At 58.0% G+C, this 23727-nt stretch carries 24 protein-coding genes and 1 pseudogene; 14 read left to right on the plus strand and 11 right to left on the minus strand.

Translation table 11 applies throughout. The features are described from left to right. Positions 1–39: 39 nt before the first annotated feature. Positions 40–363, minus strand: coding sequence for a heavy-metal-associated domain-containing protein (locus B8783_RS09640; protein ID WP_034798642.1), 324 nt, complete (start codon positions 361–363; stop codon positions 40–42). Between the two features lie 14 nt (positions 364–377). Further along, positions 378–752, minus strand: coding sequence for a mercuric transporter MerT family protein (locus B8783_RS09645; RefSeq protein ID WP_034813607.1), 375 nt, complete (start codon positions 750–752; stop codon positions 378–380). A gap of 80 nt (positions 753–832) precedes the next feature. Between B8783_RS09645 and B8783_RS18615 the strand changes: the two genes are divergently transcribed. Beyond that, entirely contained in the window at positions 833–1249 is a 417-nt protein-coding gene (locus tag B8783_RS18615) for a MerR family transcriptional regulator (RefSeq protein WP_034798637.1), read from the plus strand. Between the two features lie 9 nt (positions 1250–1258). Here the strand turns inward: B8783_RS18615 and B8783_RS18850 are convergent. From B8783_RS18850 to B8783_RS09685, 7 genes and pseudogenes are all read right to left on the minus strand, one after another. Then, a pseudogene (locus B8783_RS18850) lies at positions 1259–1665 on the minus strand (cation transporter); the annotation flags it as partial. A gap of 72 nt (positions 1666–1737) precedes the next feature. Further along, complete coding sequence (locus B8783_RS09660) at positions 1738–1986, minus strand: hypothetical protein (protein ID WP_034813609.1); 249 nt, start codon at positions 1984–1986, stop codon at positions 1738–1740. Continuing rightward, complete coding sequence (locus B8783_RS09665) at positions 1970–5083, minus strand: efflux RND transporter permease subunit (protein ID WP_084419945.1); 3114 nt, start codon at positions 5081–5083, stop codon at positions 1970–1972. Before B8783_RS09665 ends, B8783_RS09660 begins: the two co-directional genes overlap by 17 nt. Before the next feature lie 12 nt (positions 5084–5095). Further along, complete coding sequence (locus tag B8783_RS09670; protein ID WP_084419946.1) at positions 5096–6400, minus strand: efflux RND transporter periplasmic adaptor subunit; 1305 nt, start codon at positions 6398–6400, stop codon at positions 5096–5098. Continuing rightward, a complete protein-coding gene (locus B8783_RS09675; RefSeq protein ID WP_084419947.1) occupies positions 6397–7692 on the minus strand; it encodes a TolC family protein in 1296 nt (431 codons plus the stop codon). Before B8783_RS09675 ends, B8783_RS09670 begins: the two co-directional genes overlap by 4 nt. Before the next feature lie 73 nt (positions 7693–7765). Then, positions 7766–8119, minus strand: coding sequence for a DUF2946 family protein (locus B8783_RS18855; protein ID WP_370223639.1), 354 nt, complete (start codon positions 8117–8119; stop codon positions 7766–7768). A 79-nt stretch (positions 8120–8198) separates the two neighbouring features. Further along, entirely contained in the window at positions 8199–8663 is a 465-nt protein-coding gene (locus tag B8783_RS09685; RefSeq protein ID WP_084419948.1) for a MerR family transcriptional regulator, read from the minus strand. A 544-nt stretch (positions 8664–9207) separates the two neighbouring features. Between B8783_RS09685 and B8783_RS09695 the strand changes: the two genes are divergently transcribed. The 11 genes from B8783_RS09695 to B8783_RS09740 all read left to right on the plus strand — a co-directional run bounded on the left by B8783_RS09695 (position 9208) and on the right by B8783_RS09740 (position 19375). Beyond that, positions 9208–9807, plus strand: coding sequence for a cation transporter (locus tag B8783_RS09695; RefSeq protein ID WP_013301506.1), 600 nt, complete (start codon positions 9208–9210; stop codon positions 9805–9807). Between the two features lie 185 nt (positions 9808–9992). Further along, positions 9993–10820 (plus strand): DNA -binding domain-containing protein, encoded by an 828-nt coding sequence (locus tag B8783_RS09700; protein ID WP_084419950.1) that lies wholly within the window; start codon positions 9993–9995, stop codon positions 10818–10820. A gap of 52 nt (positions 10821–10872) precedes the next feature. Beyond that, positions 10873–11697: a DNA -binding domain-containing protein gene (locus B8783_RS09705; protein ID WP_013301508.1), complete on the plus strand. Its 825-nt coding sequence runs from the start codon at positions 10873–10875 to the stop codon at positions 11695–11697. 527 nt (positions 11698–12224) lie between these two features. Then, complete coding sequence (locus B8783_RS09710) at positions 12225–12788, plus strand: antirestriction protein ArdA (protein WP_084419951.1); 564 nt, start codon at positions 12225–12227, stop codon at positions 12786–12788. A 5-nt stretch (positions 12789–12793) separates the two neighbouring features. Next, the gene (locus tag B8783_RS09715) at positions 12794–12988 is read left to right on the plus strand and encodes a hypothetical protein (protein ID WP_013301510.1); all 195 of its coding nucleotides are present in this window, start codon (positions 12794–12796) and stop codon (positions 12986–12988) included. Beyond that, positions 12985–13458, plus strand: coding sequence for a hypothetical protein (locus B8783_RS09720; RefSeq protein WP_084419952.1), 474 nt, complete (start codon positions 12985–12987; stop codon positions 13456–13458). Before B8783_RS09715 ends, B8783_RS09720 begins: the two co-directional genes overlap by 4 nt. Further along, a complete protein-coding gene (locus B8783_RS09725) occupies positions 13455–15479 on the plus strand; it encodes a ParB/RepB/Spo0J family partition protein (RefSeq protein ID WP_084419953.1) in 2025 nt (674 codons plus the stop codon). The genes B8783_RS09720 and B8783_RS09725 overlap by 4 nt, the downstream gene beginning before the upstream one ends. A gap of 458 nt (positions 15480–15937) precedes the next feature. Beyond that, the gene (locus B8783_RS09730) at positions 15938–16261 is read left to right on the plus strand and encodes a DUF736 domain-containing protein (protein WP_013301513.1); all 324 of its coding nucleotides are present in this window, start codon (positions 15938–15940) and stop codon (positions 16259–16261) included. A gap of 240 nt (positions 16262–16501) precedes the next feature. Further along, positions 16502–16756: a helix-turn-helix transcriptional regulator gene (locus B8783_RS18495; RefSeq protein ID WP_013301514.1), complete on the plus strand. Its 255-nt coding sequence runs from the start codon at positions 16502–16504 to the stop codon at positions 16754–16756. Continuing rightward, entirely contained in the window at positions 16746–17432 is a 687-nt protein-coding gene (locus B8783_RS09735) for a S26 family signal peptidase (protein ID WP_169711770.1), read from the plus strand. The genes B8783_RS18495 and B8783_RS09735 overlap by 11 nt, the downstream gene beginning before the upstream one ends. A gap of 5 nt (positions 17433–17437) precedes the next feature. Then, positions 17438–19375 (plus strand): DUF3363 domain-containing protein, encoded by a 1938-nt coding sequence (locus B8783_RS09740; protein WP_084419955.1) that lies wholly within the window; start codon positions 17438–17440, stop codon positions 19373–19375. A gap of 39 nt (positions 19376–19414) precedes the next feature. Here the strand turns inward: B8783_RS09740 and B8783_RS18350 are convergent, their stop codons facing one another. After that, entirely contained in the window at positions 19415–20224 is an 810-nt protein-coding gene (locus tag B8783_RS18350; protein WP_139792319.1) for an E2 domain-containing protein, read from the minus strand. Next, positions 20221–21801: a nucleotidyl cyclase domain-containing protein gene (locus tag B8783_RS09750; protein ID WP_084419957.1), complete on the minus strand. Its 1581-nt coding sequence runs from the start codon at positions 21799–21801 to the stop codon at positions 20221–20223. The genes B8783_RS18350 and B8783_RS09750 overlap by 4 nt, the downstream gene beginning before the upstream one ends. Before the next feature lie 144 nt (positions 21802–21945). Between B8783_RS09750 and B8783_RS09755 the strand changes: the two genes are divergently transcribed. Both B8783_RS09755 and B8783_RS09760 read left to right on the plus strand, forming a co-directional pair. Beyond that, complete coding sequence (locus B8783_RS09755) at positions 21946–22824, plus strand: WYL domain-containing protein (RefSeq protein ID WP_139792320.1); 879 nt, start codon at positions 21946–21948, stop codon at positions 22822–22824. After that, complete coding sequence (locus B8783_RS09760) at positions 22800–23675, plus strand: cyclic nucleotide-binding domain-containing protein (protein ID WP_139792321.1); 876 nt, start codon at positions 22800–22802, stop codon at positions 23673–23675. Before B8783_RS09755 ends, B8783_RS09760 begins: the two co-directional genes overlap by 25 nt. Positions 23676–23727 lie beyond the last annotated feature (52 nt).

The raw sequence follows: 23727 nt of genomic DNA on the forward strand, positions 1-23727 counted from the left end.
TGGCAGGTGCCTCATCAGGATATTCCAGATGCTGCGTGTTCAACCGTCCGTAACGCTTGCCGGGTATCCTACATCGGTTGAAGCCGCAGCGATCAGCTCAGGCGTTGTCGCCGCCGTATCGTAAACCACTTCTGCGGTCCTGGCCGCATAATCGATATCGACAGATTTAACGCCCTCGACACGCATCATCGCTTTCCTGACAGCAATCGGACATGTCGCGCAGGTCATGTTTCCGATCGTAAAACGGGCTGTCGCCTGTTCGACCTCCACCGAGGCATCCGGAGCATTCTGCGCGCCGGCGACTGCGAGCCCCCCCGCGAGTGCCAGACCTGCCAGTCCGGCGATCATCCATGTGCGTTTCATACTTGTCTCCCTGGCTAGTAAAATAACGGTGCCCATACATCGATGGTCAAGGCCGCCAGCACGACAAGCGCGCCGCTCCACAGGGCGACCTGCTTGACGACTGACGACTGCAAACGGGCGCAATAGCTACCATCCTCGCAGACACTGGTTTTTCGAAAATAGACATCCCAGAACCCAGCCGCGAGAAATCCGATCGCGACCAGAAGAAAAAGGGGCTTGTAGGGTTCCAGCGCCGTCAACTGGCCAATCCACGCTCCGGAAACACCGAGACTGATCAGCACAAGCGGCACGATGCAGCAGGATGATGCAAGGAATGCCCCCAGCATGCCACCGGCAACAAGCCACCTTGAGCGACGCTCATTTGCTGGGCTGTTTTCCGTACCTGCCATGACCAGCTGTTCCCATTGCTTTATTGATCATGATCACGTTACGCTCTGTAGTTGGTACAGACACAAGCGGGTATTTCATCATGGCCATCACATCGCCGCGAGCAGCACTCAAACGGGCTGAACTGGCCGGGCGGCTCGGCTGCAATCTTGAAACGATCCGCTATTATGAAAAGATCGAATTGCTGCCCGAACCAGCCCGCACGGCAAGTGGCCACCGGCTGTATTCGAATGAAGATCAGGTACGACTGCGTTTCATATTGCGAGCCCGCAGCCTCGGCTTCTCCGTGGAAGATGTACGCTCGCTACTTGGCATCAATGATGGCAGGCCGAGCTGCGCGGAGGTCAGGGCGCTGGCAGAAGCACATCGGGGCGATATCCGTAAACGCATCGCCGATCTGAAGCAGATGGATCGACGGCTCGGCGAGATCATGGCTGGTTGCACCGGCGCTGAAACACCCGATTGCGCACTCACCGACAAACTGTTCGAAGATAGCTGACAAAAGGGGCTCCTGCATCTGCCGGAGATGCAAATGATGGACATCCACGACACCATCACCGCTCCGCATCGCCTCAATGACGGTACCGATGTCAATGTCCGGCGGACTGCCTAGCCACAACATGTGGATCGGCCCGCCGATTTCGCGGAACGACAGGCAGAGAATGTTACCGCGATACCGATCGTCACGAACGGATCGAACAGTATTCAGTCATAGATGAGGATGAGCGCGTCGCCCGCAACCACGGCTACAGATGCGAGTGCGTCGGACAGATTGTGAAGGAGGAGCGCCCGGATATTCACGCTCCCATTCTGCACCGAATAGATCAGGAGGGCTGTAAGCTCTGCAATGACCAGCGCAACACCGCCAAGAATAACGATCGTCCAGCCACCAACGGCGGGCGGATCAGTGATCCGTATGACAGTCTTATTGACCAGATGGCAATGGAGACCCGACGATCATCGCTCGCGGGATCAAGATCGTCATGATCATGTGCGTGGCTCAGGATCGGCCTCCTCTTCCAGCACCTTGCGCTTGCACTCGAGATACGCGCGTCGCCGCGCGTGTACCGCGTTTTTTACGCGGCTCTTTGGTGGTATCAGGCCGCATTCCTCCTGCACCTTGGCCGCCTGCTCACTTGAAAGGGCCCCCATCACGTTGTCGAGACTCTCGCAGCCGGCCAGGGCTGCGAGAGAAACGGACATGACCGCGAAGCGAAGTTCACGATGGATGAACATGCTCGGCCTCCAACAAGGAATGGTGCGCGTCGGGCTTTGGTGCGAACCAGCGGTGAAGGGCGGGTAGCACCAGCAAAGTTAGCACGGTCGAGGAGACCAGCCCGCCCATGACCACCGTGGCCAGTGGCCGCTGCACTTCAGCACCGACACCACTTGCGAAGAGCAGCGGCGCAAGGCCGAGCGCCGTCGTAAGGGCGGTCATCAGCACAGGACGTGCCCGCAAGCCTGCCGCCTCGACGGCAAGTTCATCGCGACCACGGCCCTCCCTGGCAAAATCATCCATGAAACTGACCAGCACCATGCCATTGCCGAGCGCGATACCGAACAGGGCAATAAAGCCGACCGTCGCAGGCACCGAGATCGGCAGGCCTGCAATCCAGAGCGCCATCGCCCCGCCGGTCAGCGCCAGCGGAATGTTGAGCAGGATCAGGATGGCCGATTTCATGCGCCCGAACGTCAATAGCAGGATCAGGAATACGATACCGAGCGTGATCGGGATCACGACCGCGAACCGCGCATTCGCTTCCTGCTGGAGTTCGAACTGTCCGCCCCATTCGACGCGATAACCAGCCGGCAGGTCGAGCTGGCTGGCGACCGATTGCTGCGCATCAGCGACATAGCTGCCAATATCGCGTCCTCTCACATTGAGCTGAACGGTGATGAATCGCTCACCATTCTCGCGCGTGATCTGACGTGGACCGACAATCTCCCTGATGTTTGCCACGCTTTCGAGTGGAACCCGTGCGCCGCTGGACGATTCCAGAATAATCCGTCCGATGGCCGCGGGCGTGTTGCGGTCCTCTTCGGCATAGCGCACGATGACGGGAAACTGGCGCACTCCCTCAAAAACGGCACCAGCCTCTGCCCCGCCGACGCCGGAACGCAAGGCATCGAGCGCCTCCTCCACGCTCAGTCCATACCGGCCGAGCGCAGGACGGTTGAGCGAGACCACAAGCTGCGGCGCGCCGGTGATCTGATCGGCCTGGACGTCGGTCGCCCCAGAAATTTCCTGAAGAATGGACTGCAAGTCCTGCGAGCCTTCGAGCAGGACCTCCGTATCCGGACCGAAGATCTTGACCGCCAGCTGCGCCTTTGTGCCGGTCAGGAGCTCATCAACCGACATGGCGATTGGCTGGCCGACATTAACCCTGACGCCTGGAAAGCCGCCGAGATTCTCGGAGATCGACGCCCGGAGTTCATCCGGGCTGATGCCATTGCGCCATTCGCTTCGGGGTTTGAGCGCCACGAAGGCCTCGATGCTGTTCACCGGGTCGGCATGCGCGCCGACTTCCCCACGGCCGATCCGGCTGACAATGGAACTGATCTCGGGGAAGGCTTCAAGCAGTCTTGTCTCGATGCGGGTCGACGTTTCCTTTGCTTCGGTTAGCGAGATGGACGGGGCCATCGTCACACGCAACAGGACATCGCCTTCCTCCAGCGCAGGCGTGAACTCCGAGCCAAGGCGTGTCGCTGAGAGGCCCCCAACCAGAAGCAGGACGCCTGCTAGCCCGACCGCCGCGAGACGTCGCCGGACGAAGAAGGCCGCAAGCGGCTTGATCAGCGAAACAAGCCGGCTGTCGCTCTCCTGGCTATTGCTCTTGGGCGGACGCATGAGGCCGAGCGCCATCGCCGGAGCGATGAGCGCGGCATAGATCAGCGACCCTGTCATGGCGAGCGCGGCAGAAGCGGCGAGCGGCCGAAACGTCTTGCCTTCAGTGCCCTGTAGCGAAAAGAGCGGCAGGAAGACAATGATCACCACGAGGACGGCAGCAATCAGCGGCGCGATCACTTCGGCGCTCGCTCGCGCGACCGTCGTGCGGCTATCTTCACCCTCGCGTCGTTCGCGCAAGCCGCGATCCACGTTCTCGGCGATGACGATGGCGCCGTCGACCATCATCCCGATGGCGATCGCCACCCCGCCCAGCGTCATCAGATTGGCCCCGATGCCGAGGAATTTCATCGCGATGAAGGCAAAGCCGACCGAGAAGGGTATGGCCATGACAACCACGAGGCTTGGACGCCAGCCGCCGAGGAACAGGAAGACGATGACGGCGACCAGGAGCGCGCCCTGCCAGAGCGCGGTCGTCACGGTCGCAGCCGCCTTTTTCACCAGCGTGCCCTGATCATAATACGGAACGGCTTTGACGCCATCCGGAAGCGACTGGTTGATCTCGTCGAAGCGCGCTTGCGCGTTCTCGATCACCTCAGACGTGTTTGTGCCATAAAGTTTCAGGACGAGACCGGCGACGGTCTCCCCTTCGCCATTGGCAGTTGCGAGCCCCTGCCGGACGCCGCCGCCGATGGCGACTTCACCGAGGTCGTTGACGCGGACGGTTCGTCCATCCACGGTCTTGACCGGCGTTTCACGCAGATCATCGAGAGATCGAGCGAGCCCGACCCCGCGCACCGTGTACTGTTCGGCGCCAATTTCGATGAATTGCGCGCCGGCCGTCCGATTGGCGCTCTCCAGGGCGGCAATCACCTCGCCGACGCTGAGGTCATAGGATGTCAGCTGATCGGGATCGAGGCGGACCTGGTACTGCTTCTCGAAACCCCCTAGTGACAGAACCTCCGTCACCCCTTCAACCGACTGGAGCGGATACTTGATCATCCAGTCGGCAATCTCGCGCAGCTCAACCAGCGACCGCTCGCCGGTCTCATCGACGAGCCGATAGTACATGATGATACCAAGGCCGGTCGAAATCGGCCCCATCTTGGGTGTGCCGAAACCGTCGGGAATGGCGTCGGCGGCCTCGCCGAGGCGCTCACCGACGACCTGGCGGGCAAAATAGACGTCCGTGCCGTCCTCGAAATAGATATTGATGACAGACAGGCCAAAATTGGATGTCGAGCGGATCTCGTCGACCTTGGGGAGGCCGGACATGGCCGTCTCGATCGGATAGGTGACATAGCGTTCGACCTCTTCGGGCGACAGGCCTTCAGTTTCGGTGAAGACTTGGACCAGAGAAGGTGAGGGATCGGGAAAAGCGTCGACAGGCAGGCTGCGAAAGGCAAACAGCCCCCCGATCGACAGGGCGAGTGCGGCAATGGCGGCAAGCAGCCGGCCACCCGCAAGGCGGTGCATCAAATTGATCATTTTGCGGGTCTCCTAGTGTGCGTGGCCGTCGCCGAAAGCGTCTTTTTCAAGCTGCGCTTTCAAGGTGAAGGCGCCCTCGGCAACGAATGCTTCGTCGGCCTCGAGCCCGGAAATGATCTCGGTATAGCCCCTCGCGCTGTCCCCTGTGCGGACCTCGCGCGGTTCGAACCCGTCATCCGTTGGCACGAAGACCGACATCCTGTCTTCAACACTGACAATCGCATCGGAGGGAACGCGCACGACGGGGCGCCCCTCTCCCGTGTCGATCCGCGCCGTTACGAACTGACCGGGCTTCAGCCTGTGTTCGGCATTGTCGACAATGACCCGCGCGGTCGCGGTGCGGGATGCCTCACTGATGACAGGCAGGACATTTGAAATTGTCCCTTCGGCCAGGACGCGGCCATCTTCCTGCTGGAATGTCACAGTCTGGCCTTCGCTGACCTTGCCGAGATCTTCCTTGTAGACGGCGATGTCGGCCCAGACGACGCTATCATCGATGATGACAAAGATGGGCGCGCCGCCAGCCGATACGGTTTCTCCAAGAGAAACGCTCCGCTGAATCACCTCTCCGGCAAGGGGAGCCGTCACATAGGCTTGTGCAAGCGACCCATCCGCAGCCTCATTAAGCTTGTCCAGTGTGCCATGACCAATGCCGATCGCATGAAGCCTGTTTTCAGCAGCTTCCCGGCCGGCATTAGCTGCAGCGAATGCCGCACGCGCCGACTGCAGATCAGCCTCGGCGGTGATTTTCTGCTCCCAGAGGTTTTCCTCACGCTCAAGCTCGGCTTGCGCGAGGCGCTCGGCGCTCAGGGCATTCAGATAATCGGCCTTTAGGCCGGCGAGTTCACGACTGGTCAGCCGGGCAAGCGTGGCGCCGGCTTTCACGATATCGCCTTCGCCTGCATAAAGTTGGGCAACGGTGCCCTCGACCTGTGGCGAGACCCTTGCGACACGGTCCGCATCGAAACGGATCTCGGCCGGCAGTTCCAGCTGGCCCGAAACCGCTCCGGTCTGGGCTCGCCCGGTCCGGATACCGGCAGCTTCCGCCTCCTCGGCGGTCAGCTCGACATGATCGCCGCCTTCACCTTCGTGTTCGGTATGACCGCCTCCTTCTTCATGTCCCTCATGATCGTCGCCATCGGCCTCATCATGGCTTTCATGCTCCTCATCACTACCGTCTTCGTGGTCGTCATGGCCATCTTCGGCTTGTGGGGGCGTCCGGTTTGCACCAGACGAATCGGAGGCGTCACTGCCGCAAGCACCAAGATACAAAAGCGCTGGCGAAAGCAGCGCCGCATAGAATAAATTCAGTTTCATTGGATCTCTCCTTCGAACGGCGCGGCGCCAATCAGCGCACGCAACCGCAGCGTGTATGTCTGGAGCGCCAGCCGGGCTTCGATTACGGCGGCGCGGGTTTTAATCAGACTGCGCCGCGCATCGAGCGTGGCGGTCAGGTCGAACTTGCCAACCCGGTAGCCCTCTGCCGCAGCTGTATAGGCTTCTTCTGCGAGCGGCAGCGCTTCGCCCTCGAGACGCTGCAAGCGAGACTTCGCAGCCCGCACCTGCGCGGCGAGGCTCGCTTGCTCGGCCCGCAACCTTGCCTCAACAGTCTGTGCTGATAGCTCGGCACTCTGGGTACGTAATCCCGCCGCCCGCGTTGCGTCCTGATTGCGGTCAAAGACCGGCAAAGGAACACTGACACCCGCCAGAAACGCGCTATCGCCCGTGTCCTCAAATCTTCGGACACCAGCCGATACGGTTATATCAGGCCATGCGCCGGCGCGGGCCCGGTCCGTCGCCGCGCTACGAGCCGTCGCTCCGGCCTTAGCCGCCGCAAGTGACGGATGAACGCCAGAATCTGGTTGAGCCGACCCACCCGCCGGATCTGTTACGATTTCCGCAGTGCCAGACAAGACAAAGTCGATCTCTGGACTACCCCAAACGGACGCAAGCGCTAGCCCTTTGGCTTCGACCTGGCCCCGCGCACCATCCGCAACCGCCTGAAGCGCTGCTGCTTCAGCCCGCGCGCGCAGCAACTCAGGCGGAGCCGACGCTCCAGCGTCCACGCGGCGCTGGACGACGCCGGAGAACTCGGATGCGAGATCGGCTGAGGCCTGAGCGACCTCGGCCATGTCGTAAGCGGCACGAAGTTCCAGATAGAGTTCCCCTGCGAGTTTCTGAGCTTCTAGGCTTCGTACAGAACATTCGGCACTCGCCAATGCGGCTTCAGCTCTGGCGGCCCGCTCGGAAAGTCTTCGTTTATCGCCAAGCTGTAAGGTCTGCGCCACTACCAGGGTCGTCTCGTAGGCATTGAAGCCTTCAAGCGATCCGCTGCCGGCAAAGTTCTCGGTTTCGACAGACAGAGATGGATTAAGCCAACGGCTCGCCTGATCGGCGTCGGCCGATGAAGCTTTCGCCTCGAGAGCCGCCGTCAGAACTTCAGGCGAAGCATTGGCGGCGCGAGCAATAGCCGCGTCGAGCGTCAGTGGTCGGGATTGATCATAGTCAGTCGCGCCGACATAGACAGAACTACACCCTTGCGCATTGGCCGTACCGGCCATGACCGGCAGGGCGAGCGCGGTGATCGCGCTGCATATAAGAATTTTCATTTTTGCTGGTTTCCTCGTCCAGATTCAACGACAGCGAGGCCGTAGCCACGCAAAATATTCCTGTGTCGTTGGTCTAGGCGCGAGGAGGACGGTAAAGACCGTCTGGGCGGAGGTTCTCGAGAAAAGAACCGCCAGGCAACAAATGTTTTGTCTGCACGACAGACTTCGGAGCGCCGCTTAGATCGCCGCCGCCTATCAGATGGAAATGACAGCTTCCGCACTGATGCGCGGTATGGTCATGACCTTCATGCGATGGCTCCTTATCAGGGGCATCTTGGGCCAGCTCACTCGTAGAACATTCCTCTGCGGCCTGATTGCCCGGATGCATGATATCCGCCGCAGCCGTCATCGGCGCAATAACAAAAGCTATCGCCATCACCATGACGAGCAACCTTCGTAAACACGTTATGACTTGGAACGAAAACATGATTGCTGGGCTAGCTACTTTCTTTTACGATCGGGTAAACAGGCTCACTCTCTTTTTAGCACCTCCAGTCACTGGAGGGTCAAGCGCCTCTTGACGGAAGCCCTGCAAGCACCTCGGCGCCATCATGCTGTTCGTGCAAGCAATTCTCGTGCTGGCCAAGGGCAGCGAGCACAGAGCAGGATCCGATCTTGCCGCCTTCGCAAGCGCGGATCATGCGCTTGAGCTCGGCCTCGAGCGCCTCCAATTGGGTCAGCCTGCGGCGAACCTCGTCAAGCTGGCGACGTGCAATCTGGTCAACCAGGACGCACTCCCTGCCTGGCTCTACCTGCAGCGAAATCAGTTCCCTTACCGCTGAGACGGGAAACCCCAGATCCCTTGCATGACGTATAAAACGGAGACGCTCTACAGAGTCCCCTGCGTACAACCGCTGTCCGCTTGCGCTGCGTTGCGGCTCGTCGAGCAGGCCAATGGATTCATAATAGCGGATTGTCGTGACTTTTACGGACGTCGCCCCTGACAGTTTTCCGATCGTCATCAAGGCCATGATAGCGCCCCTTGCCCCTCTAGTTACTGTAGACTGCAGGAAATAACCCTGACGGCTGAAAACACAAGCGCAGGAGGCAACATGAGTGGCGATACGACAATCCAGATACTCGGCATTGCCACAGGTGGCGCAGTTGCTGTGATTCCTATTTGGTCTGCAGCCTTCCCCGCGCAGAGAATTTGGCTCCCGCAGCGTTATTCGCGTTTTGTGGCACCAATCATCTGGATGGGTACGATCACGAGTTTCGGAGCGGCGCTGTCGATTGGGGCTTCAGGTAGGGGAACCGCTCCCGTACCCTGCTGGGCGATATTCGGCCTCGGGTTTGCCCCTCTCATCATCGCGAATATGGTGGTTTGGCGCGCAGATTTCCGGTTCGGTTTCGACGAGACACCAGGAGCCAAGGGCACACTTGCCACCTCAGGGCCCTACCGCTACTCCAGCTATCCTCAATACGCTCGCAATACCAAGCTTTCTAACGGAGACGCTTCGATAAAATTCTTACGGTGCATCTCCCCTCACAGACAACGCATGGTAAAATCATAGGATGGGTAGCGAAGACTTGAAAATCGAGACGTCAGACGAGCGCCGAACTCTTCAAATCGTACTATGGCTAAACATACTCATAGCCATTGGCTTTTTTGTCACAGGCTGGTTCGGCGACTCCAATGCCCTCCTGGCGAACGGGCTGGATAATTCCTCGGACGCGATTGTGTATGGCTTGAGCCTGCTTGCACTTACACGTTCGCAGATCTGGAAACGCAACGCCGCTCGACTGTCAGGTGGAATGCTTCTTGTATTTGCCGTCGGCGTCGCCGGCGACGCAATCCGTCGATACTTTGAAGGATCTGAACCCCTCGGTCTCATCATGCTGGCAATGGCCGCGATTGCAGGTGTTGTAAATCTGATCTGTCTCTGGCTTTTGAAAAAAATAGAAAAGAAGGATGTAAACCTGCGAGCCGCTACAACATTTAGTTTCAATGACTTCATCTCGAATGGGGGGATCATTCTCGCGGGCGTAATCGTACTGTGGACTGGGTCCAACTGGCCAGATCTGCTTGTCGGATTGGGAGTCGCGGCGATTGCGGTATATGGTGGAATCGATATTCTGCGCGATGCGCATGCTGATAAGCATCAGTCAGGATGATGCCCCAAACCCGGAATGAAACAAGTGCGTAAAATTCTCAAAATGGTGCGCGCGCAGCGTCACTGGGCCTCGCATGATGGGTTCCCAAGCGTTACCGTAACAAATATTTACTCGATCAACTTTCTATTCCGGCATTGAATTTGCTTTCCCTGTTGAGTTGAATATCTCTTGGGAAACGAGGACAAATGTCCCGGCTGGCAGATCATATAAGTGCTTATGACTACACATGGTTGTTGTCAGACAGCAGATGGGCCTGGGAGTTCCTGCGCCGAAACCGCCGGTTTCTTGAGGACTCGTCGCTTCCTTCCGCGAGTGAGCTTAGTTTCGCTCCCGCCTGCCATCAGATCACCCTCGTGCGCCCTAGAGCCCCTCAGGCGCTTGCTGAGCGATGGGGGCTCGCCTTCTTCCCGGATCCAGAGGATAGCGGCCTTGAAGCCGACGCGTTCTGGTCGGGAGGTCTCTATCCGAGGCGGGTTCACATGCAAGTTTCTCCGAGTGGTCCTAATGAATCCTGTGAATTCTATGATCGCACTGTTGGCATCTGCAGGATAACGCACTTCACCGACCTCGCCGGCCGCGAACAATTTCTTCTCAAGGGAAATGGCTGCGTCATTCAGGTATTCTGCACGGGCATGTCACTTCTGGCCCGCGAACCTGTCAAGCTCAGCTTCATCATCGACAGTCTCGACGAATTCCAGGCCAAGCTGAAAACGCTCCAGCGCGCTCAGCGTGTCTATGACCCGCAAGCAGAGGCGGATATCCCGGAATGGACTCGCCATTCCTTGGCCCTTCGCAATGCACTGGTCGCACTCGATTGTCATGATGCCAAACTCTCATATTTTGAGACGGCGGGGTTCATATATGGCGAAGAACGGGCCCGCGAAGCCTGGGACAGCCCAAGCCGAGCGATGAAAGACGAGATGAGACGTGCCCTTGCCCGCGGCCGGGACCTGCGGGACGGCGGTTATGCAACGCTTCTCGGACCCGTCGAAAACGCGCTTCTTTTAGCCTGAAGTAGAATTTTGGCACCTCTTTTGCAGCACCCGCTTGTGAAGGAGGCACCTGATGAGTCCCGCCGACACACCCTCGGTCCGTATTGATCTGGATGACTACGCCTATACTTGCCGACTCTCCAGAAGTCGCTGGGCTTGGGAATTTCTTCGGCGAAATAGCGAATTCAGGCAAGCCGCCCTGCGGGCTGGCGACTCACAGATATCTGAAAAGCCAGCCTGTCATGGCATCCGGCTGCTCCGGCCGCTATGCGACCAGATCGACGCTGAGAAATTCGGCTTGGTTTTCTTTCCCGACATAGACGCGAATGGCTATGAGGCCGACGTCTTCTGGATCCCTGCCCTCTATGCTCGCGCCCTGACCATGCAGGTCGTACCGCGTCATCCGAGCGAGCGCGACGATATTTTCGATCAGACGATCAATGTGTGTGAAGTCACTCACCTCACAGATCGCGTCGGCCGGGAATACCTGATGATCCGTGGGCACGGCCACAGCATCCAGGTCGCTTGTTCTGGTCTGTCACTACTCAGCGTCGAACCCGTCCGCATGAAACTGATCATCGATAATGTGTCGAGCATGGACGAAACACTTAAAGTCATCGGCAAGGCTCAGCGTATTCTTGGCAAGGACGATTCGAGTTTCAACGACACCTGGACACGCTCATCGCTTGCGTTTCGCAATGCGCTCATTGCGCTCGATGCGTATGAGACCGGTCTAACTTATTTTGAAACCGCTGCCATCATCTATGGCGAGGATCGCGCCACCGAAGCCTGGCAGAGCCCCAGCCGGGCCATGAAAGACGAAATGCGCCGCGCCCTCGTGCGAGGACGTGAACTCCGGGATGGCGGATACAGGGACCTCCTGACTGCACAGACCTGAGCAGATCCAATTTGGCATCAGACCTTGATCCGGCGATCACCCCTCGCTGACGCGAGGGGGCTGTTTCGCGGGCGGCACGCCGCCAGCGGCCCGGCTCGTCTCCGGACCTCTGGCCTGCCCTTCCGGGCAGCCCAGCGGCATGCGGGTGTCTCGCCGGTGATCGCGCCAGCCTGCGCTTCCCACTGCAATGCAGAGGGGTCACAGGCTGCGTGGCCTTTGAAAGCGGACCTATGACGTTTTCGATGATCGTCTGACGGTGAAAGCTGAAGCGCATTGCAGCCTGGTCCGCATCGGTCTTCCTGGCGTCCATGACAATCTCCCTCTCAGACGGAGGTGGGCGAACGACCGGTCTGCCCGGACCCGCCGCTTGCGCAAGGCGCCGGGACTGAAGGTGTCTGGAAGCGGTCGCAGCGTCCTACCTTTCCGCCTTGCCCAACCGGCTAATGGGTCCGGCCTGCCGGCCTTCTCGCCGCCCACCCCCGCCTGATGCGGGAGGGACATTTGGGCGGGGAGACGAGACTGACGCCATGACCACACCGCAACCTTCAGCCCCCCTTGCGGCAGACGCTGCACCCACACCTGAAACCCGCCCCCGTATCTATGTGGCCTGTCTTGCCGCCTACAATAATGGCTGCCTGCACGGGCGCTGGATCGACGCGACGACGCCTGATGAGGTGATGGCCGAGGTCTGCGCTATGTTGGCGGCGTCGCCGCTGCCCGATGCCGAAGAATGGGCAATCCATGACTATGAAGGCTTCGAAGGCGCGCACCTGTCGGAATATGCGAGCTTCGAGACGGTCTGCAATCTGGCCGACTTCATTGCCGAACATGGCAGGCTCGGCGCACTGGTCCATCGCCATTTTGGCGACGACCTTGAGCAGGCCGAAGCGTCCTTCGACGATTATGCAGGCACCTATGCGAGCCGGGCAGACTTCGCCGAGGACCTGCACCGCGACACCGGCACCGAAATTCCCGCAGCCCTCGAATACTATATCGACTGGTCGGCGCTCGCCCGCGACATGGAGCTGGGTGGCGACATCATGGTGTTCGAGACAGGGTTCGAAGACGTTCACGTCTTCTGGACGCGATGAGCGCCATGGCGAGATTTCAGGCAAGACCGCGCGAAGATGGCCTTGGCCCCTATCGCTGGGCGCATGTCGTGAAGACCCCGCAAGGGTTCGCGCAGGGCACGATCTATCACCAGTCCGGTGACGAGTTCGACGAGGCAGAGGCGCGCGAGCTGCGCGCACTCTGCGACCGAATGGGATTCGAGCTTCGGAGGGCGTCATGAGCTTTACCGAGCACTTCGATGCCTACGCCTGCGAAGGCGATGCGATCAGTTGCGAGGCAAAGGGCTTCATTGTCACGGCCCGGATTGTTGCCGATGACTGCCTCGATGCGCCGGACCAGCGGCAGGATGGGTTCTGGCCGTCGCTCTACAAGGATGCGCCCGGCTTCATCGGGCCGGGCAACAGCTTCCGCCAGCGCTTCGCCGAGGCGCAGGCCAAGGCGGAAGCCGTCATGGAAGCATGGCGCAAGAGCGAGTGGTTCTATTGCGGGATCGTGCTTTCGGTCGAGCGCGACGGCATTGAACTGGACCGTCATGCCGCCAGCCTCTGGGGCGTCGAATGCAACTATCCCGGCACGGATAACAGCTATCTCACCACGGTTGCGAACGAGCTGCTGCCGGAGGCGCTGGACGCAGGGCGTGCCGCAGCCTCGCGGCTTGCGGCGACCGTGACAGGCTGGGCCGCGACATGAGCGCGGCCCGCACCCTCACTGAATTGCTCGGCCCACGGCCCCGCATGACGCTTGTCATTGCCGAGGCCCAGGTCGCCGAAATCTGGGTCGAGGGCCGCGCGCCGCTGATCACGATCCGCGATTATGACTGGGGCGAGACCGACCCCCAACCAAGCCGGGACGCGGACGGCTTTCCCTTCACCAAGATCAACTGGAGAGGCCCCGCGTGGGCGCTGGGTCTCTCGCTTTACCCGCCAGAAAAGGAGACCTCCATGGCACAGCCCGACCTCAAACACATCCCGCTCGACGAGCTTCGGATTTCCAAACTCAATATGCGGCATGGGCGCAAGAAGCCGGACGTATCCGACATTCTGCCGTCCATCCGGGAGAGCGGATTGCGTCAGACTTTGCTCGTTCGCCGCGAAGGCAAATATTATGGCGTCATCGCCGGACGCCGCCGTTTTTTTGCGCTCAAAGAAATCGCGAAGGAGACAGGCGAGGTGCCGTTCGTTCCATGCGCGATCATGACTGAAAAGGATGCGGCCTCCGCGATTGCGGCATCTGTCATCGAAAATGTCGGACGCCTGCCTGCGACAGAAATGGAGCAATATGAGGCGTTCAAGCGCCTCAACGATGAAGGCAAGGCGCTGGAGGATATAGCCAGCTTCTTCGGAGTGACTGAGCTTCTGGTGCGCCGTGTGCTCGCGCTTGCTTCGCTCGACGAACCGATACGGAAACTCTACGCCGAAGACGAACTGGACCGCGAAACGATCCGCGCGCTTACGCTTGCGACGCCAGAACAGCAGGCCGAATGGCTTCGCCTCTTCCAGAGCGAAACCGAACGCGCCCCGATGGGGCGGTCGTGCAAGGCTTGGATCACGGGCGGGACCACGATCACCACCGACAAGGCCTTGTTCGATCTTGATGCCTATGAAGGACAGGTCACTGCCGACCTCTTTGGCGAGCATGGCGTCTTTGCGGATGCGGATCAGTTCTGGCAGGCACAATCCGCCACGATTGCCGAGCGGGTCGAGGCCTACAAGGAAGACGGCTGGAGCGATGTCATCTGCCTTGAGCGCGGCACTTACTTCCACCGATGGGACCATGTCCAGTGCGCCAAGGAAGACGGCGGCAAGGTCTTCATAGAAATCCGCCATGACGGGACGGTTCAGTTCCATGAGGGACAACTGACCTCTGCCGAGGCTCGCAAGCGGCAGCAGTCCGCGAAAGGTGAAAGCGACGCCGTTCCGGCAGCCGTTCGGCCAGAAATGTCCGGCCCGCTTGCGGAATACATCCTGCTTCATCGCCACGCTGCTGCTCAGGCGAGTTTGGCCACATCACCCGCGATTGCTCTCCGCTTGATGGTCGCGCATGCGATGGCGGGGAGCGCGCTCTGGGACGTGCGTCCTCACGAGCTTCGCGTCCGGAAAGATGAGACGCAAGCGAGCGTCGAAGGCTCGGCATCTGTGGCTGCACTCGCCGAGGCCACAACTCAGACCGACGCCCTTTTCAAGGCGCTGAACGTCAATCCGGCCCTTCGCCGGAACGGCGACGACTACCGCCTGTGCGAGCTTTTTTCCGCCCTTCTAGCCATGTCGGATGAGGAAGTTTTGCAGGTGCTGGCGAGTGTTATGGCCCGCACGATTGAGGCCGGGAATGGCATTGTCGAAGCAGTCCTTCATGTCTGCGGCACCGACCTTTCGGCGGCTTGGAAACCAGACGAGGCCTTCTTCGATCTGACCAAGGACAAGCGCGCCATCAATGCAATGATTGCGGGTATTGCGACCCTGTCGCTCTCGGAATCGTGCCGCGCCGAGACGGGCAAGGCGCAGAAGCAGGTGCTTGCGAACCGGATCAGCGGGGAGGGTTGCGACGCCAATCCTGACTGGCGGCCGGGCTGGATGCAGGTGCCACCGACACGCCATGTCGAGGGGGCCGGGTCACCGCCTGCCGATGCGTGGACACGGGTCGCAGGTCTGTTCAAAGCGGAGGCAGAAGCCACGCCCGACGAGACGCTTCAAACGCAACAGGACGCTGCCTGAACATTCGTCTCCTGTTCAGCCAGCTTGAGGAGCCGTCCGGTGCCTGTCACCGGGCGGCTTTCTGCTTTCTGGGGCTGGGGATTGTGGCTCCGATACCTGGGCGACCCATGAAAATGCCTTCACAAAAAATCGCGAGTCTTGAGGTCTCGATGGACAATCGAGACGCGTGTGATGAGGGGTCTGATTTCTTCGCGCAAAGCATGTCACGGACCCCTTGCTCCCGTCTTTGCCTTTATGACCTGGACGCGGACTGAGCGGCCATGAAACCGCCTGCGGCGAAGAAATTTCCCCGCCGCTTTGCGGCTCCTCGCGCAGCAAATTTCATCGCCTCAGTCGGTGCTCCGCATGCGCTTCGCCCCTGACGGGTTCTGGCCGCTCAGCCCCCGTCCGGGCGGTCCGGCGTCGACGGGGACAAGGGGTTCCCGGAGACGTAGCCAAGGAAAGAAAAGGAGACCCCCATGGCAAACGCACTCGGATATGTCAGCGAGACCAAGTCCGGCTTTGAAGGCACCCTCGCAATGATGAACCTCTCTGCCGCAATCCGCATCGAGAAGAATGCGGAAAAGACCGAAGAAGGACATCCGGACTACCGCATCTATGCCGGTGAAACCTCGACCGAAATCGGCGGCGGCTGGATGCGCAAGTCGAAGGCATCGGGACGCGATTATGTCTCGCTGACGCTGGCAGACCCGCAGATCGGACCGCGCCGGATCTTCGCGAACCTTGCCCCGGTCAAGGGCAAGAAAGGCCGGCACGTCATCCTCTGGAACGCGCGCGACTAGGGTAGATCACAGCCTTGCCAAGCCGCTCCGGAGACATCTCCGGAGCGGTCTTCTTTCATGCCGAAAGGGTCTGAGACGAAGGTGCTGATACGCCTATCAGCACTGCATTCTAACGTGAGGTTTCTCTGGGAATTCAAGGGTGTCGCGAGCGTGTGGTGCAAGTTCGACACTCTTAATCTGAGGATGAGTTGGCAGTCTGTCAGGGCTTCGAGTTGCGTAGAAGAAAGGAGAAGCAACGCTATGACAGAGACAAATAGAAGTGGAGAGGAGCTTCGACCCAAATCAAACCTCCCAACCCCGACCGAATGGATGAACACGGATGAAACCGCTGACCATCTCGGCCTCAAACCGAAGACCCTGGTCAATATGCGTTCGCTGGGAACAGGCCCGGTTTATCACAAGATCGGCGCCAAGGTCTGGTATCGCGGCAAGGACATCATCGCTTACACTAATGGACGTAGGTTCATGGGGACAGGCCTTCGCGATGAGTCGTAGAACCGCGTTGTTAGGCATGGGATACGGGCTAGGCCTCATGGTCTCCGCCAGCATTATCAACCGGTCCGACTTCATCTGGAACCGGACGGAAAGCGTGCCCAAGGGTCTTTACTTTGTTGACCGGTCGGCGCGAATTTCGACAGGCGATCTGGTAGCGTTTGCGCCCTCGGATGAGGTTCGACATTGGCTGAACGATGAGGGAATTGTTGGCGCCGACTGGCCCTTGTTGAAGCATGTTGCGGGCCTGTCCGGTGACGAGATTTGCAGATGCGATACGCAGGTCTCCATCAACGGGGTCACATCTGTTGATGCGCTCAAAGTAACCGAGTCCGGCAGCGCCCTTCCCGCCTGGCAGGGCTGTCAGACCCTCAAAGCCGGCGAAGTTTTCCTGCTCAACTCTCATCCCCTGTCAGTCGATGGACGATACTTCGGCGTTCAGGACGGCGCGCGCATCATTGGCGTCGCCAGGTCCATATGGACTTATGGCGACCGGTCGGCTGAGGTTCAGGCGACCGTCAAAGCGATAGATAGCGGGACGGGAATGGATTCTGTGTCCCGGAGGGCAAGATTAAGGGAGTGTCACCCGGCGACACTTAACCCATTGTCTGCACATCCTTTTTTGTGTGACCCGGCGCCGGAAGACGGGTGCACGGATTTGCAATCCGCTGCGCGCTAGGAGCCATGAGCGACGATTTCGACTTCGTTCCTCGACTCGGGAAGATCAGGTCGCAGGGCAAGGTAAAGACCCAGCTGAAGCGGCTGAAACGTGTCGTCGCGAAGGGGCGGCTTGGCAGCCGTGGCCGCAAATCCCTGGCACCGGGCGCTGTGCGTCATGCAGGGCGTGGAAAAGTACAGGCCGCCCTTGCTGGCCATTGGTCAAACCAGCGGGCCCGGCGCGTCATTGTGAAAGTCCATATTGCGCGGGCAGGCCCGACCGGCGCGGCGAGTTTTACAAAGCACGTCGCCTACATCCGCCGCGAAGGTGCCGGGCGCGAGGGCGAGCGCGGAAAGCTCTATGACCGGAGCGTCGATGAGGCCGATGCTAAATCGTTTAACGAACGCGCTTCTGAAGACAGGCGGCAGTTCAGGCTGATCGTCTCTCCGGAGGATGCCGAGCGGATGAAGGATCTGACGCGGTTCACGCGGGAGTTCATGAGCCAGGTCGAGAAGGATCTCGGCCGCCGGCTCGACTGGGTGGCTGCCAACCATCACGACACAGCGCAGCCGCATGTTCATATCGTGATCCGCGGCGGCAATGCGCGAAATGGAGAGCTGCTGATGGACCGCAAGTACATCACGCACGGATTTCGGGCGCGGGCGCAGGAGCTCGTAACGCTCGAGCTTGGCCAGCGGCGGCTGCGGGAAATGGCTGCGGCGAGGTCGAACGATGCCGAACGTGAGGCGCTTACGGCGATCGATCATGACATTGCGCGGTCGCTGACCGATGGTCGTTACACACCAGAGAGTGAACGCGGCGGATTATCGAGGTTCGATGGTGCGGTCGTTAAGCGGCGTCTGCGGTTTCTGAAAACGCTCGACCTTGCGGCACGACACGAGAAGGGCAGCTGGGCTATGCAAGACGGTTGGCAGGATACGCTGCGGGCCCTCGGCAGGCGCGGAGACATGGTTCGGTCGCTTGCCAATCTTGAGGGCCGGAAAATCGATGCGTCGCGTCTCCATGCCCTGCCCCGTGATTTGAGCTCCGCTGGCGAAATCCTGGGACGGCTGGCCGCCACCTTGCCGGGTGACGAATTGCGGAATGGAACAACGGCACTGATCGAAGGCCTCGATGGTCGGGTTTGGTCAGTAGAGATGACCGAACAGGAAGCGGGTCAATTGCCGAAGGCGGGCGGCTTTTTGTCTGTGGCGCGCAAAGCCGTTGAACCGAAGCCTGCGGATCGGACGATTGCTGCGATCGCCGAGCGAAACGGCGGCGTGTATTCGGACGACTTGCACTCAGCAGTGGACCCGACTAGTTCACCGGCGTTCCGGCTTGCCCACAAACGACGGTTGGAAGCGCTGAGAAGGCTCGGTGTTGTCGACAGGAATACGGATGGGACGTGGTCTATCCCAGGCAAATTCGAGGAGCGCGCCCTTCAAGTTGAAGCGAGGAGTCAGACCCTCGCAATCAATGTTCGCTCCTGGCTACCTCTTGAAAAGCTGCCCGAGCGGCATGCCGAAACATGGCTTGATCGGATGGACACCGAGCTGCTGGAGGGCTCAGCGGGACCGTTTGCGGACGAACTCCGGAAATCGCTCAAGATCCGGAGGGCTTGGTTGCAGAGCAAAGGGTATGCGCTGGATCAAAATGGACAGCTGGCACGCGAAGACGCTGAGCGTCTCAGGAGAGAAGAATTTCAAACTGCGGTAGCGAGCGAAGTTAAGCGATTAAAATTACCGTACGACGATATCAAGATTGGCGAAAGTGTCCAAGGGAGGTACGCGCGCAACCTCGACCTCGCTCAGGGGCGCTTTGCAATAATTGTTTCAGATGATCACTTCACCTTGGTGCCCGTATCGGGGGGGCATATGAAGTTCTACGGTCATCACGTATCGCTTCTACGGTCTGAACACCGCATAGGTTGGAATCTTACGAACTATCGATCAGTTACTCGCTAATGCGGCAGCAGCACTCGACCAAAATGGGCGGAGTACTGGTCAGCCGTTCGAGAAACTGTCGCGCAGAGGACAATACTTCATGGTGTTGCAGCACTTCACGCCGGTTGCGATCAGATCTTGAATGAACTTCTTCTCCCGCCTCCTTCGTTCATGCTCCAATATGACCAACCGCTCAATTATTGATCGGTTTGGACATTCCGCACGCAGGATATTCTTGTGCTGCCTGTGGCAACCATCAATACAAAGTTGAACATCACACGACTTTTTTTGAAGTGGGTGGTGCTTTCTCTTGCATCCTCGTGGGCAAGGTTCGCGCACATTCACAACCCGGGACTTGTCTTTCGTCAACCGCGGGAGAGTTCCAGCCAGCCAGCCGGAATGTCGGAAAATCGAATAGCGAATTTCCTCAAGCCAGCCGTCAGGCAGGGTGAGAGACTCCATAGCCAACTGTACCTCAGCGGCGTCCCCGTGGCAGAGTCCTCCATCAACAGGCCAAAGGCGGCGCTTTGAAGCGTAATCCTGCCGCGCGAGGAACCATCTAAGTGCGCCCCACCATTCATTGGCTTGGTCATGATCGTAAATTTGAGCCGTTGAATTCAGAAAAAGGCAAAACGACGAATTCGGATTTATATGCCTTTCTACACAACAAGCAGGCAACAAGGCATGTTGGGGATCTTCGCGAACTTGAATGCGTTTGGCGGCAACAAGTTCTATTTTCAGAGCATATTCACGTGTTGGAGCACCATCAATGCCGCATGGCTGACATTTCGTTTGGATAGCCTCGGGATCGACGGTCGATATGTAACTCCATGCTGGATTGTTTGCAGCAAGGTATTCAAGGCTATTCATCTGTGAGTGCAGTGGGCTCGCGGCGGCTCTGTCCTGGCCGGCGTGTGTGACCGAAGATATGCTGGTGCCGCAGGTTCTGCACTAAAGTCAGAAAGTGCCGTAGCAACTTCAGAAAAAGAAATATCGGATGCAACGCCATCATCTCCAAACAGATCACGCAACTTCGCGGGAAGGTGTCGCATGGCAGTTGGCCCAAATTTGCTTTGGTTCCTTTCCTCGCAATCGGATTGCATCTGTTCGGACAAAGTTGTCGCAACACTGGATGCAATTCTTACTGAGCGGATGCCTCGAATTCCAATACGAGTAACAGGTGTTTGGCCAACTTCCATTCCGATATTGAGTCCAAGCTGATCGACGCATTTCAACTCTTGCTGACAGAGCGAAAATGATGAGTGCAGCCCACCCGCACATTTTGCCCCACTCTCGACGGTAGCGCGCATGTCAGTATCTAGCTTCGTCCCCTCAGCTAGTACGCCGTGAATGCAATCACCAATGAACCTGACTTTCCGGCCTCCGAAATCGTGCTCGAACACGTTTTGCAGCTCTGCTCGAATGACAAACAGGGCTTTCACTGCGTCAGCAATCTCTCCAGCTGCTATGCAGCTGTCGATGTAAGCCGTGTAGCCTGAAATATCTGCATAAGTCGAAAGTAGCGCCATTCGAATGGAGTTGCTTGGCGACAAATCTTCAAACTTGATGTCACTCAGCGGCGGTTCTTTGTGGTGGAACGCAAACCTTGGGTCAGTGAAATCCATCGCTTCGCTTTTGCGGACTTCATCCTGCCATTCCGTAAGAATAGAACGAGGTAGACCTTCATCCGTGGAGAGCCTACTGCGTGAAACTTCCTGGAAATAATCTTCATTGAGTTGGTCGGAAAATACCAATTCACCCATTGGAGTGAGGCTCAGCATAGCGCGCACCCGGTCTGACAGGTAAATTCCAGGCTGGTCGCCATCGGCAAGCTTTGCGGCATGGTTTGCGGCACTTCCCAGAAAGAGCGGCTCCTGTTCAAGCGCCGTGCCATTGTTGATTGCGACGCAGCGCCCAATATCGACGCCAATTCTAAAACGCGCTGTCAGGTTACTATTCGCAAGTGCCTTGTTCGCTTCATCAGCTACAGCCCGAAAGTCTCGAATGAAGTCGAATGCCTCGTCGAGTGTTTCCCGAGTGACGCCCGTGCCGGACCGATCAAGGACAACCGCGTGCATCCTCGATCCGTGGAAATCTATGCGTTGAGCGGGCGACCGCTCAGTCACACGATCACAGGCGCTGTAGTAAAGGTGAAGGAACCGTAGAGCTCGTTCATGACTGGCTTCAGTTTCGCGTCCTTCTGACAGTCGGTACTCATCATAGTTTGTGATCTTGATGTAAACCTGAACTGTGTCGACCGTGACCGCCGTACCTTTTGGCAGGTCAAACAGCGGTTGAGTAGTTCTGCCGCCATCTTCTACGAGTTTCTGCCTGCGGCGTTGATACTGAGGAAAATATTCGTCAGCGAACCGCCGAACTTCGACAGTCGGAGCATCATCTATTAGCGCCCGTATACGCGCGCGCGCCGCTTGTTCGTTCCAGGACATAGCCGATCACCTCTTCGCATTCTGCTGTGGCAATCTGCCATCAGCCCCAACTTCCGTGTATATTGCTATTAAATAGGATCATGCTATTTTATGTCAATAGCTTCGAATCGCTTCTGAAGCCAATATTTGTGGGGTATCCAGGTTGTGACCAACAAAGATCCAAAAGCAGCCGTTCGGCGCCGCTTTATGTTCATTGAATTCAATTTGTTGTGGGAACGAAGCATCGGCCGAAGGCGGCTACAGGAGCAGTTCGAGATTTCTCCTCAGCAGGCGACCAAAGACCTAAGCGGATACGCGGATACTTGCCCAGGCAACATGATCTACGACACTCGGCTGAAGACGTACGTACCATCTCCAAGATTTTGTCCCCAATTTATCGAAGGCGACGCTTCGGAATATTTACTTCAGCTCGAAATGTTGATCTTGGGCTACCGGGAACGCGATGAAGTTTGGATTGATATAGTGCCCACTGCGGACGCGGTTAGAATATCATCACGACCAATCAAACGGGAAATACTGCGATCAGTCTTGGACTCGATTCAAAGCAGAAGGCCTATAGCCGCCCGTTATGTATCGCTAAGTTCGGGGGCAGAAGCAGAGCGCCATCTGCAGCCACACGCAATGGCGACTGACGGCCATCGATGGCACATGCGTGCATTCGATATCGACAAAGAACGCTACTCAGATTTTGTGCTTTCCCGAGTGGAAACCATACGTACACTTAATCATCACCCGGCCAACGCGCCTAAAGATGAAGCGTGGAATACCTTTGTTCCGGTCATCCTAACAGTAGACGAAGAGCTCGAGGAACGTCAGCGGAACCGCCTCGAATATGAGTACAATATGATTGATGGCGAACTATGCTTGGAAGTTCGTCAAGCGATGCTCTTTTACTATTTACGAAACTACGGTTTCAATCCTCGCCCAAGATCAGGAAGGGCGATAACTAATCTGAGCAGTTACAGTCTCAAACTAAAGAACATTGATGAGGTGACGGCGTGCTTGAACCGACGAAGCTCTTGAAAATGATCAGCATGAAGTCAAAAGCTGAGAACCCTACAGAGCTCGACAAAATCCAGCACGAGAGCCGGATTAGGCGTGTATTAGCGAGCAATCGATTGGTGTCTGGTGACTCTGATCTCGTCGAAAACTTGTTTGATGAAGGGGCCTTCCAGCACTTTCGCAAAGGTAGCGAAATTATCACCCAAGGCTGCGCCGACAATCACGTCTACTTTCTGATTTCTGGAAAAGTAGATGTACTGATTAATGGATCAGTTCGAGACGAAAAAGCGGCCCCAGATACCGTCGGAGAATTAGCAGCTCATAAGCCATTCAAGCCCCGTACGGCCACTGTGCGCGCGGCCACGGACTTGGAAGTCCTTCGTGTCGAATGCAAACAATTCGCATCTTTGGTCGATGGCGATTCAGAGATGGAACGCAGACTAGGCGACCTTACAGGTGAGATGCTTCATGCGCGCCTAGCAGATAATGTTGAGCCAAAAGGCAAGTTGTCCACCGATTGGGTGACCATGTCGGTCTTGGTCGGAGCTGGCTGCTGGTTAATTCTAGCTGTGATACTAAAAACTCAATTTGGTTTTTCGTTTGGCGTGTCAGCGCTTATCGGAGCTATCTTTGGAGCGATGGCCAGCATATTTCTATTGATGAATAATCCCAAGTTCTTTTACCGATCAATGTTTCGCCTCACTCTATTGGCCGGATTGGGGTACGCCACTTTTGGCGGAATCGTAGTTGCTGGTGGCACCAGATTAGAAATCCTGCCAGGCACATCCGGTGACCTCGGTAGCTACATCATCACTCTGATTTTTGTCTTTCTGATCTGTATGCTCTGCGTTTGGAAAGATAAATCATCTTAGCTTGTGCCCACCTCACCGTTCTGGTGAGTAGAGAAAAGCGGATCACCTAGCT

The sequence above is a fragment of the Henriciella litoralis genome (assembly GCF_002088935.1).
Classification (GTDB): domain Bacteria; phylum Pseudomonadota; class Alphaproteobacteria; order Caulobacterales; family Hyphomonadaceae; genus Henriciella; species Henriciella litoralis.